The following is a 13,310-nucleotide window of genomic DNA, read 5'->3' on the forward strand; positions in this document are numbered from 1 at the left end:
GTGGGCAACAGTTTCCTGGTCACCACCGCGATCCCGGACCCGGGCCTGCAGCTGCTTTCCGATGCCGGCCGCGTCACCGTGCTGCCCGAGCCCCCGGACTACGGGACCCTGGCGGCGCTGTGCGCCTCGGGCGAGTATGACGTCGTGCTCACCCAGCTGCGCGACGTCGTGGACGCGCCACTCCTGGCGGACGCCCGCGTGAAAGGCGTCTCCAACTTCGCCGTCGGGTACAACAACATCGACGTCGACGCCGCCACGCGGCACGGCATCCTGGTGGGCAACACCCCGGGCGTGCTCACGGACGCGACGGCGGACATCGCCATGCTGCTCATCCTCGGCACCGCCCGCCGCGTGGTGGAAGCCGACCGGCTGGTCCGCGACGGCAAATTCCTGGGCTGGGAGCCGGAGCTCCTGCTGGGCCGGGACGTCTCCGGTGCCGTGCTGGGCCTGGCCGGATTCGGGCGGATCGCCCGCGCCACCGCACGCCGCGCCCTGGGCTTCGGGATGGAGGTGCTCTTCTCTCCCCGGCCCCCGGGAGACAGGCCGGTCAGCGACCAGGAACTGGGCGAGTTCGCCGGCAAAGTCCGGCAGGTGGCGTGGAACGAGCTCGTGGCACGCAGTGACTTCCTGTCCCTGCACGTGCCGCTGAACGACCAGACCCGCCATCTGGTCGACGCCGAGGTGTTGGGGCGGATGAAACCGGATGCCATCCTGATCAACACCGCCCGCGGGCCCGTCGTGGATGAGTCCGCCCTCGTGGAGTCCCTGCGGAACGGGACCATCGCCGGTGCCGGCCTGGACGTGTTCGAGGACGAGCCGCGGCTCGCCGCGGGGCTGGCCGAACTGCCCAACACCGTGCTGCTGCCCCACGTGGGCAGTGCCACCGTCGCTGTCCGCAGCGAAATGGCCCGGCTCAGCGCGCTCAACGCCGTCGCCATTGCCGAAGGACGCACGCCGCCCCACCCCGTCAACCACCTGGCCAGGGCATGACCGTCCTTGTCGCCCCGGACAGCTTCAAGGGGACGTATTCGGCAGCGGAGGTCGCAGCGGCCATCGCCGCCGGTGTCCGGGATGCCGGCGGGAAGGCCGTGCAGCTGCCCGTCGCCGACGGAGGGGAAGGAACCTTCGACGCGCTGTGCCGCGGTCTGGCCGCCTCAGCCGTGGCAGTCCAGGCGAAGAACCCGTGGGGTGAGCCGATCCCGGTGACCATCGGACTAACTGCGGACGGAACCGCCGTCGTCGAACTGGCGCAAGCCAGCGGCCTGACGGTGCCCAGCAGCCGGCCGCGTGACCCGGTGTTGGCCAGTACCTACGGAACCGGCATGATGGTGGCCGCCGCGATAGATGCAGGCGCCACGCACATCATGGTGGCGGCCGGCGGATCGGCCACCACCGACGGCGGAGCCGGGGCTGTCCAGGCCATTCATGACGGCGGCGGCCTCAGGGGCGCCCGGATTACCGTACTGTCCGATGTCACCACGACTTTTCTGGATGCTCCGCGGGTTTTCGGGCCGCAGAAAGGTGCTGGCCCGGCCGAGATCGAGGTGCTGGAGCAGCGGCTCCGGCAGCTGGCCGGTTCGTATCCCCGCAACCCGGCCGGCGTGCCCCGCACCGGCGCAGCGGGCGGGCTTTCCGGCGGACTGTGGGCCCACTTCAGCGCGGAGCTTGTCTCCGGGGCCGGGGCCGTTCTGGATGCCGTGAACTTCGACCGGTGCCTGGCGTCCGCCGACGCCGTCGTCGTCGGTGAGGGCCAGCTCGATTCTCAGACCGGCCAGGGCAAGATCATCTCCGCCATCCTGGAACGGGTGCAGGAATCCGGCCGGCGCATCCCGGTGGTCGCCGTGGTGGGATCCGTGGCGGAAGACCTCGGATCGTATGCCGGGAACTTCAGCGAGATCATCGTCGCGTCAGACTCCGCGGCGATGTTTGCGGCGGGAAGGTCGGTCGCTGGCTATTCCGCCTCCCGGCTCGGGCTGCACTGACGGGCGCTGCGATTTCCTGGCGGGTGCTACACCTCGCCAGGAAACCGGCCGCCGATCAGTCTCGTCATGTGCTCCGCCGTGGCAAGAAGCGGCTCCACCCACGCCTCACAGGTCTCCAGCGGCATCCGCAAGGTGGGCCCGCTGATGGTCACGGCCCCGACCAATCCCGCCGCGGAATCGAAGACCGGGGCAGAAAGGCCGGACGCTCCGTCTTCACGCTCACCCACCGTGATGGCGAACCCGTCGGTCCGGGTCTTCTTCACCACGGTCTCCAGATCTTCAGAGGTGGTGATGGTGGATTCGGTGATCGGCTCCAAGGGATCCCGCAGGACGGCATCCTTGAGTTCTGGATCCCAGGCCAGTAATACCCGTCCTGCCGAACCGGCGTGGAGTGGCAGCACCTTGCCAAGGTGCATCTCGCGGCGGAGCGCATGGCGGGTATCCGCCATGGCCACACACACCCGGTAATGCTGCTCCGCCTTGAAGAAGCAGGCGGTCTCGCCGGTGGTGTCCCGGAGCGTCTTGAGCAACGGGCTGAGGATGTCGATGACTTCCATGCCGCGCGTGGCAGGAGCCGCCCAGTACGCCATCCGCATTCCGATGCGGTACGCGTCCTCCTCCCGGTCCAGGAAGCCCTGGGAGGTCAGGTTCGTGACAAGCCGTTGGACCGTGGACGTTGGCATGCCGGTAAACTCCCGGATATCGCTCAGCGACAGCACCGGCCTGGAGAGCGAGAAAGCGTCCAGGATCGATGTTATTTTTCCGAGGACAAGCAAAGGGTTGCTGCTGGACTTCGCTGATGCATCGGCCGCCGACATACGACTCACGCTAGACGGTGGCAGTATTCCGGTCCAATCCTTCTCTCCAGCTCTCCATGATCCTGGCCTTGCACTTTGCTATGGAACCGGGTTGCCCAGTTCCCGAAGCGGCGTCTTGGATGTTTCCCGGGCCCACAGAGCGCCGGCCACGGCCAGCACCGAGGAGGCCGCGACGATCCAGGCGGCGGGTGCCCAGTTGGCCTTGTCGGCGCCGACGAGGGCGGTCCCGAGCAGCGGCGTGAAGCCCGCGCACAGGATGCCGATCTGCAGGCCGATGGCCATCCCGGAGTAGCGGACCTTGACGTTGAAGAGTTCAGAGAACCACGCCGGGTAGATGGCGTTGGACATCGAGTAGGTGCCTGCGGTGATCAGGGTGCTGGTCAGGAAGATCATGGCGACATTGCCGGTGGAGATGACCGAGAAGTACACGAAGATCATGGCGCCTGAGCCAAGGACGCCGGTAATAAAGACAGGACGGCGGCCGAACCGGTCCGAGAGCCGGGCAAACAGCGGCTGGGAGCCAATGGCGATGATATTGCCCACGATGCTGACCCACAGCATGGTGGAGGCCGGAACGCCGACGGAAACGGCGTAGGCCAGGCCGAAGGACTGCATGAAGGTGTTGGTCACGGTTTCGAAGGACATCAGGGCGACCTGGAAGAACTGGGCCGGATGGGTCTTGAACATCTTGGCGAAGGGAAGCTTCACCAGTTCGCCGTGGTCGTGCTTTTCCTCGAAGACTTCCGGTTCATCCAGTGAGCGGCGCACCATGTAGGCCACGATGAGCACGACCAGGGAGAGCCAGAACGGGATGCGCCAGCCCCATGCCAGCCGGTCCGCTTCGCCCATGGCGGCGACGGGGAGGAAGGCGAGGGAGGCCAGGACGATGCCGGCCGAGATGCCGCTCATGGCGAAGCTGGCGAAGAAACCGCGGCGGCCTTCGGGTGCTTCTTCAGTTGACAGGGCCGATGCACCGGCGGTCTCAGCTCCGGCGGACAGGCCCTGCATCAGGCGGAGGACCACCAGCAGCGCCGGCGCCCAGTAGCCGGCAGTGTTGAAGTCCGGCAGGACGCCGATCAGGAAGGTTGCCGAACCCATCAGCACCAGCGTGAGCACCAGGGTGTTTTTCCGGCCAATCTTGTCGCCCAGGTGACCGAACACCACTGCGCCGAACGGGCGGGCAACGTACGCCACGCCGAAGGTGGCGAAGGAGGCCAGCAGGGCAATGGTGGGGTCGCCGGAGGGGAAGAAGATCCTGGAGAAGATCAGCGACGCCGCGGTGGCGTAAATGAAGAAGTCGTAGTACTCCAGCGCGCCGCCGAGGAAGGCTGCGAGGGCGGCCTTCTTGGCGCGTTTGAGTTTGCGTTCTGCCACTGAAGCCGTGGGGGTGGCTGCAAGGTTTGTCATGAGGAGGGTCCTTCCACACTGAAAGACGGTGCTTCTGAGGGATCGGTTCTGTGTTTGTGTTCTATATTTGTGCGTATAGCGAACAGATGTGCGGTATGCGACTATGAAAAGCATACCCCCTCGTGAGCTGACTCACAATCGGCGTTCTTCCTCGCCGGATACCATGGAGAAGCAAGCCTGCACCGCGCATGCCGTGGCGGGCAGCGGACCAGGTGCACAGTCTCAGGAGGCACGACGTCCATGGCGGACAACGCGGCATATTATGTGAAATCGGTTGAGAAGACCTTTGACGTCCTCCGCGCCTTCGACCCCGACCATCCCCGGCTGACGGTGTCCCAGATTGCCTCCCGCTCCGACATGACCCGGGCCTCCGCGCGGCGGTTCCTCCTGACGTTGACGGATCTGGGGTACCTGCGCGCCGACGGGCCCTTGTTCGAGCTGACCCCGCGCTCCTTGGAGATCGGCAGCTCCTATTTGGCCAACCTCGCCCTGCCCCGGATCGCAGAGCGCCACCTCAAATCCCTGGCAGCGGACCTGAACGAGACCACCTCCCTCTGCATCCTCGACGGGCAGGACGTCGTCTACGTGGCCTGCGTACCCTCGCCGCGCCTGCTCAGTGTCTCCATCAGCGTGGGCACCCGGTTCCCGGCCTGGGCCACGTCCATGGGACGTGTTCTGCTGGCGGCACTCCCGGAGCCTGAACTGGACAGCTATATCAGGGGAGTAAGTTTGGAGCGCTTCACGGAGCATTCCGTCGGGAGCCTGGACGAACTCCGGAAAGAAGTGGACCTGGCCCGCAGCCGGGGATGGGGCATGGTCTCCCAGGAACTTGAGGACGGCCTGCGCGGCGTGGCAGTCCCCGTTCCGAGCGGCGGAGACACCGTTGCGGCGGTCAACGTGTCCCTCCAGACCCACCGCGCGCCGGCCGACACCATTGAAAAGACAGTGGTCCCCCACCTGCAGGAGGCGGCCCGCCAAATAGGCCTGGACTACGGCGGCCGCCCGTCCTGACCGGCCGCCCGTCACGCCCAAAGGCCTATGGCATCATCTGGCACACAGGCGTAGCGTCGATTGAGCAGGTGGCTGGCAGGTTGGCCGGGTGCGCGCAGCGCTGCCCCGTCAGGCCGGTGAGGTCAGCCCTTCGGAGGAGCCAGGATGACCGGATGGAATGCTGACATCGCTGCCGGGCCGTTGGGGCCTGGCTCCATCACCTTGGTGGAAGGCTCATCCTTTTGCATCTCCTCGGCGAATGGCGACATCCATCCGGAACACCCGCACGGGGTGTTCTATGAGGACACCCGTATCCTGTCCGGCTGGCGTCTGACCGTTAATGGAGCTCCATTGGAGCCGCTGGCGGCCAAAACCAAGGAACCGTACCGTGGCCTGTTTGCCGGCCGTGTCCCCCGCCCGGACGGGCACGCGGACAGCCCGCTGATTGTCGAACGCCTCCGCGAGGTGGGCGCCGGGATCCTGGAGCAGATCACCGTCAGAAACTACGCCCCGGCCCCGGCCGAATGCGTGGTCTCCCTCAGAGTCGACGCGGATTTCGCTGACCTCTTCGAGGTGAAGGAGGCGCGCATCCGACGGCGCTGGACTGAGTCCCGCCAGGCGGACGGCGACGCGCTGACCATCCGGGCCGATTGGCAGGGCATTCGGAAAGGCGTCGTCGTGTCCGCCAGCGGCGCAGTTGCCTCACCAGACGCCCTGACGTACCGCATCCTAGTCCCACCGCACGGGCAATGGAGCGCAACCGTTAGTGCGGTGCCGACCACCGACATGACTGGTACCGCGGCACCCTTTGTTCGCCCCGACGCCGGCGAACTATCTCCGCGCGACCTCCGCCGCCAGGAGTGGGTTTCGAAGATTCCGGTGCTGCGCATGGGCAACCGCTCCATCGAGCGGACGCTTCGGCGCAGCTATGACGACCTGGGCGCACTTCGCATCGAGGACCCCGACCACCCGGACCGGATCGTGGTGGCCGCCGGCGCGCCCTGGTTCATGGCGCTGTTCGGCCGGGACTCCCTGTGGGCCTCCCTTATGGCGCTGCCGGTTGATCCATCACTGGCCTTCGGCACCATCCAGACGCTGGCCGACCGCCAGGGCCGCGTCGTGGATGAAATGAGTGAGGAGGAACCGGGAAAGATCCTGCACGAGGTCAGGCTCGATGTCTCAAGCGGGCTGGCCCTGGGCGGCAAATCTGCCTACTACGGCAGCGTCGACGCCACGCCGCTGTTCGTGGCCTTGTTCGGGGAAGTCAGCCGCTGGGGATTCGCCCCCGAAACCGTCACGGCCCTGCTGCCGCACGTTGACCGGGCGCTGGCCTGGATCCGGGACTACGGCGATAAGGACGGCGACGGCTTCGTCGAGTACCAACGCCTCAATGACCAGGGGCTGATCAACCAGGGCTGGAAGGACTCCTGGGACGGCATCAACTTTGCAGACGGCACCTTGGCCGAGCCGCCGATCGCACTCTGCGAAGTGCAGGCCTACGTCTACAGCGCCTATCTGGCCCGCTCCTGGATAGCCTACGACGCCGGTGACATGGCCCTGGCGGCCGAGTACCGGGACCGCGCGGCACAGTTGAAGAGGCAGTTCAACGAACAGTTCTGGCTGCCCGACCGCGGCTACTACGCCGTCGCCCTGGACGGCCGGAAGCGGCCTGTCGACGCATGCGCGTCCAACATGGGGCAATGCCTGTTGTTTGGCATCATCGATGAGGACAAGGCCCCGCTGGTCGCGGAGCGGCTGATGTCTCCCGAGATGTTCAGCGGCTGGGGCGTGCGAACTTTGGCCAGTGACATGGGCGCCTACAATCCCGCCAGCTACCACAACGGATCGGTGTGGCCGCACGACAATGCGATCATCGCGGCCGGACTCCTGCGCTACGGCTTTGTCGAGCAGGCGCAGAGGATCTCCACGGCCCTGTTGGAAGCGGCCGAATATTCGGAAGGGCGGCTGCCAGAATTGTTTTGTGGCTTCAGCCGGGAGCAATTCGACGAGCCGGTTCCCTATCCCACGGCCTGCTCGCCCCAGGCCTGGGCCGCCACTACCCCCATCCAGCTGGTCAAGGGCCTAATGGGCTACTACGCCGACGTTGCCCGAGGCGGCCTCTGGATGGATCCGGTGCTCCCGGAATCCTACGGAGACCTGCACATCACCAACGCCCCCATGGCAAACGGCAGGATCACTATCGATATCTCGGGTACGACGGCGACCATCCAAGGCCTGCCCGAGGGCATGCTGTTCCACCACGGAAAGCGGCCGTGGGCGGCCGATCTCGTGGAACAAGCCAGACAGCGCGGAAAGGCCTAAACCGCGGTTCCTAGCCATATGGGCAAATAAGCCATGCGGGCCGGGGCGCCGGGCAAGTCAGCCCGGGCTGTTCGTTACGGTGACGGTCCGGGGCGCCTGGAAGGACAGCAGCCGGATCCATTCCGGCTCCCGGTCCCGAAGCTGGATTCCCGGCAGTGCGGTGGCGGTTTCCTGGACTATGACGGACGCCTCGAGTTCCGCCAGCTTGGCCCCGAGGCACCGGTGGATGCCAGACCCGAAAACCAGGCTGTACGGGGACGGACTGTCCCGGACCGGCCGGCCGGACAAGGACGGCCCGGGACCGGCCGGCGCCGTGATGTGGTTCCCGCTCAGTTCGAGGAGGATCTCGGTGCCGGCGTGAATCAGATCACCGCCAAGCAGGGTGTCCTGCGCGGCCACCCGGCGCCACGTGGGGACAGATGATTCGGTGGTCAGCACGTGCCTGACAATGGACCTGGAGCCTTCCTCGGAGGCGGCGTCCTTCCACTCCAGGGGCGCGGATCCCTGCAGGAGCCGGAACAGGGTGGTGCTGATCAGCTGTGTGGTGGTTTCCTGGCCGGCGATCAGCAGGAAGTAGCCAAGCGAACACATCTCAGGCGTGGACAGGCCGTGTTCGGACAGCGATTTGAACAGGTTGCGTCCGGGGGCAGCCACGGATTCGGCGACGAGTTGGCGCAGCCAGACGTAGAAATCAGCAGCGCTGCGGGCCAGTTCCAGTTGCCGGTCCTCGCCGGGCCAGCCCCAGAACAGTTCCATGGAGTCAAGGCCCCACGTCTTGAGGGCTGGCAGGTCCCGGACGGGCAGCCCGAGGAGCTCAAGCATGATGACGGCTGGCGGGAAGGCCGCCACCGCCTGCACGAGGTCCACGTTGCCGGAATGGGTGAGCTGGTCGGCTGCGTTCCCTGCCGCTTCCCGTACGAGTTCCCGGATGCGCGGCTCCATGGCGGCGACCTTCGCCGGGGTGAAATAGCCCGCCACGATCTTCCGGATCCCGGCATGCGTGTCTGTGTCGTTGCTGGCGAGCACCGGAGGCAACGCGAAGCCCACGCGCTGCAGCACGCGCAGGGCCGGCCCCGCTAGAGGCGTTACGGCAATCAGGGCATTCGCGGGGCTGAAATCGGACGGTCGGTGCAGGGCTTCCCGGACAACCTCCGGGTCGCGGACCATCAGGTACGGGCACCGGGCCCGGCCGGTGCGTTCCGCCGCCTCCGGGCTATCAGCCAGCAGCTCCGCAGGTTCTGCGGTCGGGAAGGCCCGGCTCATGCGGACAGCCCGTTCAGCCATGTGCCTGCTGCGGTACGGAACGTGGCCGGGGAGAGCGCCGCGGCCCGCTCGGGAATGGCGCCGAGGAAGGGCACGCGCAGCGATCCGAGCACCTGCCGGTTGCTGATGTGTACAAAATCCGGGTCGACCGGCCAGCTGCCGAGCACGACGCCCAAGACCTGAAGGCTCCTGGACTCCAGCGCTTCGAGGGTCAGGTCGGTGTGGTTCAGCGTGCCAAGAGCCGGCCGGGCGACGAGCACGAAGGCCGCTGCAAGCAGCGCCCCGAGGTCCGTCAGGGTGCCGCCGTCGCTGTCCAGCTTCACCAGCAGGCCGCCCGCGCCCTCAACCAGGACGTGGTCGTGGCATGTGGCGAGGTCACGGACCTTCTCAGCGTGCGCAGCCACGCGGGGGAGCGGCGTTCCGTCGACGGCGGCAGCCGCCACGGGGGCCAGCGGCTCCTGCAGGACGACTCCGGTTTCCGCCGTCACGGCGCCGGCGAGGCGGACGATTTCGGCAGCGTCGGAATCGCCGTCAGCGGCGCCCGACTGGCACGGTTTGTAAACCGCGACGCTGCGCCCCGTGCCCTGGAGGACGGCGGCGAGGGCCGCCGTCGTCATGGTCTTGCCGACGCCGGTGTCCGTTCCGGTGACCAGCATGATGCGGGGCAGGTTCATGGAAGTTCCTCCAAAATGCTGCGCAGCACCGCGCAGCTGTCGTCGATTTCCCGAGGTGTTTGGGTGGCGCGGGCGGTCAGCCGCAGGCGCGAGACCCCGTCCGGAACGGACGGCGGACGGAAACAGCCGATGCGGACGCCGGCCGCTCGGGCGGCTTCGGCTGCTGCCAGGGCAGATTCGGCGGACGGCATGGCGATGGACTGGACGGCGCCCGCGGTCGGGAAGACGGTGGCGCCGAGGGCTGCCAGGGCCGGGGCGAGTCCGGCGGCAAGCGCCGCAGCGTTGCTGTGGACTGTTCCGGCCCTCCAGGGCTCGTCGCGGACGATCCGCACCGCGGCGAGGGCTGCCGCTGCGGAGGCGGGCGCCAGGCCGGTATCGAAAATGAAGCTCCGGGCACGGTTGATGAGGTGCTCCCGCAGCAGGGGGGACCCCAGGACGGCTCCGCCCTGGCTGCCCAGGGCCTTGGACAGCGTCGCGGTCACGATCACGTTCGGATGCCCGGCCAAGGCTGTCCCGGCCACCGAACCGCGCCCCTGAAAGTCACCGGTGCCGGTGACGCCAAGGCTGTGTGCCTCGTCCACCAGCAGCACCGCGTCATGCTGCTCGGCCAGTGCCAGCAGGTCCACGAGCGGGGCTTCGTCGCCCAGCACGCTGTACAGGGATTCGACGGCGATCAGCGCCCGAGGCTCCGTCCGGTCAGCCAGCAGGCGGCTGGCTTCCTCGAGGTCGTTGTGCGTGAACGATTCCATGCGTGAGCGGCTGAGCCGGAATCCGTCGATCATCGAGGCATGGCACTGTTCATCCGCCACGATCAGCGTCCCCGGGCCGCCGAGCGCGGTAATCACACCGATATTTGCCAGGTACCCGGAGGAGAACACCAGCGCCGTCTCCATGCCGGCCAGGCTGGCGAGCTCCTGCTCGAGGTCCAGGTGCAGCTGGGTGGTCCCGGCCACCAGCCGGGAGGAGGTGGCGCCACTGCCCCACCGCGACGCGGCCGCCGCGGCAGCATCCGTGAGCCGCGGGTCTGCGGACAGGCCAAGGTAGTCGTTGCTGGCCAGATCGATGAACTGTTCATCCGCGGCGCGGGGGAGCGGGCGGCGGACCAGGCCCCCGCGGTCCCGGACTGCGGCCTGCCGCTGGAGCCAGTGGGTCATCGAGGCGCTCATGCCGCACCTCCCAATCTTGTTGGGACGCACGTGCGTGCCGGGACGCGGTCATGGACTTCGGCGACGGCCGCCGTCATGCCTGCCGTGATCTGTTCAACGTCAGCCGCGGTGCTGATGTACGGGGGCATGGTGTAGACGAGGTTCCGGAAGGGGCGGACCCAGACACCCTGCCGGATGGCAGCGGCGGTGACCGCCGTGACGTCGACGGCGTCGTGCAGTTCAATGACCCCGACGGCGCCGATGGTGCGGACATCACGGACAGCCTCGAGTTCCCGGGCGGGGGCGAGCCCAGATTCCAGGCCGGCAGCGATCCGGCCGACGTCGGCACGCCAGCCGCCGCCGTTGATGATGCCGAGGCTGGCGTTGGCCACCGCACACGCCAGCGGGTTGCCCATGAACGTGGGGCCGTGCAGCAGCGCACCCGCTTGGCCGCCGGACACGGCCGCGGCTATGTCCTCGGTGCAGAGCATGGCGGCGAGGGTCAGGTACCCGCCGGTCAGGGCCTTGCCCACGCACATGATGTCCGGCACGACGCCGGCGTGATCGGCAGCGAACAGCTCGCCCGTGCGTCCAAAACCGGTGGCAATCTCATCGAAAATGAGCAGCAGGCCGTGCCGGTCCGCTTCCTGCCGCAGCACTGCCAGGCATTCGGCGGGGTAGGCGTGCATGCCGCCGGCGCCCTGGAGGAGCGGCTCGACGATGATCGCGGCCAGCTCACCGGAATGCGCCGCCGTGATGTCACGGAGCTCAGCTGCCCACGCTTGCACCGTTTCGGGAGTCGCGGAAGCAGCGGCCGGGGGACGGGGGGCAAATACGTTGCCGGCCAGCAGTCCTGGGAAGGCGGAGTGCATGCCGTCCACGGGATCGCAAACGCCCATCGCTGCAAAGGTGTCGCCGTGGTACCCGCCGCGAAGGCTGAGGAACCGCTGCCTTTGTGGGTGCCCGGACGCGGTCTGGAACTGCACCGCCAGCTTCAGGGCAACCTCCACGGCCACCGAACCGGAGTCTGCGAGGAACACCCGCTCCAGGCGGGACCGGCCGGGCGCGGAGGGCGCCATGTCGACCAGGCGCTCGGCGAGTTCCACGGCCGGGCCATGGGTGAGGCCGCCGAACATCACATGGCTGAAGCTGTCCAGTTGGCGCTTCGCGGCGGCGTCCAGCACAGGGTGGCGGTAGCCGTGGATCACCGACCACCACGAGGACATCGCGTCCACCACCTCGTGCTGCCTGCCGTCGTCACCGCGGAGCAGCAGCCGCACGCCGTCGGCCGACTCCACTTCCCACAGCGGAAGGTCCGGGGAAGCCGGCGCGTACGGGTGCCACAGCCGTGCGCGGTCGCGCTGGGTGAGGCCCCTCGGTGTCACGCCCGTCATGGGACAAGCACCCCGTGGCGGGAGCATTGCGCCGTCCAGCCAAGCGGCGTGACCTGGACCTTCATGCGGCGTCGGCAGGCGGCGCAGTAGCGCGGCGGCTCCATTGCGAGGCGCTCGCCGCAGCAGCGGTGAGCGTCCGACGTCGGGCCGGCGCCGCCGTCGGACGGTTCGCCGCAGTGCCCGCAAAACTCGCCGGCCGTTGAGTGCGTGGAAGCCCCGGTGGGTGGCTGCCTCCTCGATACCCCGGTGGTTGAGCTTGTCGAAACCCCGTTCACAGCGACTTCTGGAATTCCTTGATGGGCATGTTCAGCTCGACCAGCAGGTTGAGGTCGGCCGTGGCGGGGCGGCCCAGGGTGGTGAGGTAGTTGCCCACGATGACCGCATTGATGCCGCCGAGGAGGCCTTCGCGGGTGCCGAGATCGCCGAGTGTCAGTTCGCGCCCGCCCGCATAGCGGAGGACGGTGCGCGGCATGGCGAGCCGGAAGGCGGCGATGGCGCGGAGGGCATCCTTGCCGTCCATGATGCCCTGGTTCTCGAGCGGGGTCCCGGGCCGCGGGTTCAGGAAGTTCAGCGGAACCTCGTGCGGCTCGAGCGCGGCAAGCTGGACCGCGAGTTCGGCCCGCTGTTCCAGGGATTCGCCCATGCCGATCAGCGCGCCGCAGCACAGCTCCATGCCCGCGGCCTTGACCATGTTGCAGGTCTCGAGGCGCTCCTCGTAGGTGTGGGTGGTCACCACCTCCGGGAAGTAGCTGCGCGCCGTTTCCAGGTTGTGGTTGTAGCGGTGCACGCCCCACTCTGCCAGCTGGTCCACCTGGCGCTGGGTGAGCATGCCCAGTGAGCAGGCGATGTTGATGTCCACGGCTTCGTTGATGCGGTCGATCGCGAACTTGATCTGGTTCATGAGCTTGATGTCGGGGCCACGGACCGCTGCGACGATGCAGAACTCCGTGGCACCGGTGGCGGCCGTTTCCTTCGCCGCCTTGACCAGTTCGGGGATGTCCAGCCAGACCCCGCGGACGGGGGAGTCGAAGAGCCCGGACTGGCTGCAGAAGTGGCAGTCCTCGGGACAGCCGCCGGTCTTGATGGAGATGATGCCTTCCACCTCGACGTCCTCGCCGCAGTGGCGCAGCCGGACCTCGTGGGCGAGCTGCAGCGCCGCGGGGATGGCTTCATCCGGTAGGCGCAGGACGTCCACCAGCTGGTCCTGCGTCAGGCCCCGGCCCTCCTCGAGGACCTGTCTGCGGGCGGTTTCGAGGATTTCGTAATGTGCGGGGAGTGCTGCCTGAATCGTCATTGATGGTCCTTTGCGCTGGCT

Annotated in this window: 12 protein-coding genes; 4 read left to right on the forward strand and 8 right to left on the reverse strand. The window is 67.6% G+C overall.

The window, feature by feature from the left end:
* Both JYA52_RS19185 and JYA52_RS19190 read left to right on the forward strand, forming a co-directional pair.
* A complete protein-coding gene (locus tag JYA52_RS19185; protein ID WP_205654857.1) occupies window positions 1–990 on the forward strand; it encodes a 2-hydroxyacid dehydrogenase in 990 nt (329 codons plus the stop codon).
* Window positions 987–1,982, forward strand: coding sequence for a glycerate kinase family protein (locus tag JYA52_RS19190; protein ID WP_205654859.1), 996 nt, complete (start codon window positions 987–989; stop codon window positions 1,980–1,982). The genes JYA52_RS19185 and JYA52_RS19190 overlap by 4 nt, the downstream gene beginning before the upstream one ends.
* A 26-nt stretch (window positions 1,983–2,008) precedes the next feature.
* Here the strand turns inward: JYA52_RS19190 and JYA52_RS19195 are convergent, their stop codons facing one another.
* Together JYA52_RS19195 and JYA52_RS19200 are read right to left on the reverse strand one after the other, a co-directional pair.
* Window positions 2,009–2,800 carry an IclR family transcriptional regulator gene (locus tag JYA52_RS19195; RefSeq protein ID WP_205654861.1) on the reverse strand — a complete coding sequence of 264 codons (792 nt, stop codon included), beginning with the start codon at window positions 2,798–2,800 and terminating at the stop codon, window positions 2,009–2,011.
* A gap of 78 nt (window positions 2,801–2,878) precedes the next feature.
* Window positions 2,879–4,207: an MFS transporter gene (locus tag JYA52_RS19200; RefSeq protein ID WP_205654862.1), complete on the reverse strand. Its 1,329-nt coding sequence runs from the start codon at window positions 4,205–4,207 to the stop codon at window positions 2,879–2,881.
* 240 nt (window positions 4,208–4,447) lie between these two features.
* On the opposite strand from JYA52_RS19200, the gene JYA52_RS19205 reads away from it, so the two are divergent.
* Together JYA52_RS19205 and JYA52_RS19210 are read left to right on the forward strand one after the other, a co-directional pair.
* Window positions 4,448–5,218 carry an IclR family transcriptional regulator domain-containing protein gene (locus JYA52_RS19205; RefSeq protein ID WP_205654864.1) on the forward strand — a complete coding sequence of 257 codons (771 nt, stop codon included), beginning with the start codon at window positions 4,448–4,450 and terminating at the stop codon, window positions 5,216–5,218.
* A gap of 144 nt (window positions 5,219–5,362) precedes the next feature.
* A complete protein-coding gene (locus tag JYA52_RS19210) occupies window positions 5,363–7,519 on the forward strand; it encodes an amylo-alpha-1,6-glucosidase (RefSeq protein WP_205654865.1) in 2,157 nt (718 codons plus the stop codon).
* Window positions 7,520–7,576: 57 nt separating this feature from the next.
* Here JYA52_RS19210 and JYA52_RS19215 read toward each other — a convergent pair whose 3' ends face one another.
* The 6 genes from JYA52_RS19215 to bioB are packed head-to-tail and all read right to left on the reverse strand — an operon-like array spanning window position 7,577 to window position 13,289.
* Window positions 7,577–8,803: a cytochrome P450 gene (locus JYA52_RS19215; protein WP_307869457.1), complete on the reverse strand. Its 1,227-nt coding sequence runs from the start codon at window positions 8,801–8,803 to the stop codon at window positions 7,577–7,579.
* Entirely contained in the window at window positions 8,779–9,456 is a 678-nt protein-coding gene (gene bioD / locus JYA52_RS19220) for a dethiobiotin synthase (RefSeq protein ID WP_205654866.1), read from the reverse strand. The genes JYA52_RS19215 and bioD overlap by 25 nt, the downstream gene beginning before the upstream one ends.
* Complete coding sequence (locus tag JYA52_RS19225; protein ID WP_205655278.1) at window positions 9,453–10,610, reverse strand: 8-amino-7-oxononanoate synthase; 1,158 nt, start codon at window positions 10,608–10,610, stop codon at window positions 9,453–9,455. Before JYA52_RS19225 ends, bioD begins: the two co-directional genes overlap by 4 nt.
* An 8-nt stretch (window positions 10,611–10,618) precedes the next feature.
* Window positions 10,619–11,995, reverse strand: a complete 1,377-nt coding sequence (locus JYA52_RS19230; RefSeq protein ID WP_205654867.1) for an adenosylmethionine--8-amino-7-oxononanoate transaminase — start codon at window positions 11,993–11,995, stop codon at window positions 10,619–10,621.
* Entirely contained in the window at window positions 11,992–12,270 is a 279-nt protein-coding gene (bsaP, locus tag JYA52_RS23155) for a biotin synthase auxiliary protein BsaP (protein WP_443623173.1), read from the reverse strand. The genes JYA52_RS19230 and bsaP overlap by 4 nt, the downstream gene beginning before the upstream one ends.
* A complete protein-coding gene (gene bioB, locus JYA52_RS19240; protein ID WP_205654870.1) occupies window positions 12,267–13,289 on the reverse strand; it encodes a biotin synthase BioB in 1,023 nt (340 codons plus the stop codon). Before bioB ends, bsaP begins: the two co-directional genes overlap by 4 nt.
* Between the last annotated feature and the right edge of the window lie 21 nt (window positions 13,290–13,310).

The organism is Arthrobacter pascens, from assembly GCF_017052465.1.
Lineage (GTDB): Bacteria > Actinomycetota > Actinomycetes > Actinomycetales > Micrococcaceae > Arthrobacter > Arthrobacter pascens.

Excerpts from the sequence above, each read along its gene's own strand:
- JYA52_RS19190 (WP_205654859.1), top strand. The coding sequence starts at position 987 with ATGACCGTCCTTGTCGCCCCGGACAGCTTCAAGGGGACGTATTCGGCA.
- JYA52_RS19195 (WP_205654861.1), bottom strand. The coding sequence starts at position 2,800 with ATGTCGGCGGCCGATGCATCAGCGAAGTCCAGCAGCAACCCTTTGCTT.
- JYA52_RS19200 (WP_205654862.1), bottom strand. The coding sequence starts at position 4,207 with ATGACAAACCTTGCAGCCACCCCCACGGCTTCAGTGGCAGAACGCAAA.
- JYA52_RS19205 (WP_205654864.1), top strand. The coding sequence starts at position 4,448 with ATGGCGGACAACGCGGCATATTATGTGAAATCGGTTGAGAAGACCTTT.
- JYA52_RS19210 (WP_205654865.1), top strand. The coding sequence starts at position 5,363 with ATGACCGGATGGAATGCTGACATCGCTGCCGGGCCGTTGGGGCCTGGC.
- JYA52_RS19215 (WP_307869457.1), bottom strand. The coding sequence starts at position 8,803 with ATGGCTGAACGGGCTGTCCGCATGAGCCGGGCCTTCCCGACCGCAGAA.
- bioD (WP_205654866.1), bottom strand. The coding sequence starts at position 9,456 with ATGAACCTGCCCCGCATCATGCTGGTCACCGGAACGGACACCGGCGTC.
- JYA52_RS19225 (WP_205655278.1), bottom strand. The coding sequence starts at position 10,610 with ATGACCCACTGGCTCCAGCGGCAGGCCGCAGTCCGGGACCGCGGGGGC.
- JYA52_RS19230 (WP_205654867.1), bottom strand. The coding sequence starts at position 11,995 with ATGACGGGCGTGACACCGAGGGGCCTCACCCAGCGCGACCGCGCACGG.
- bioB (WP_205654870.1), bottom strand. The coding sequence starts at position 13,289 with ATGACGATTCAGGCAGCACTCCCCGCACATTACGAAATCCTCGAAACC.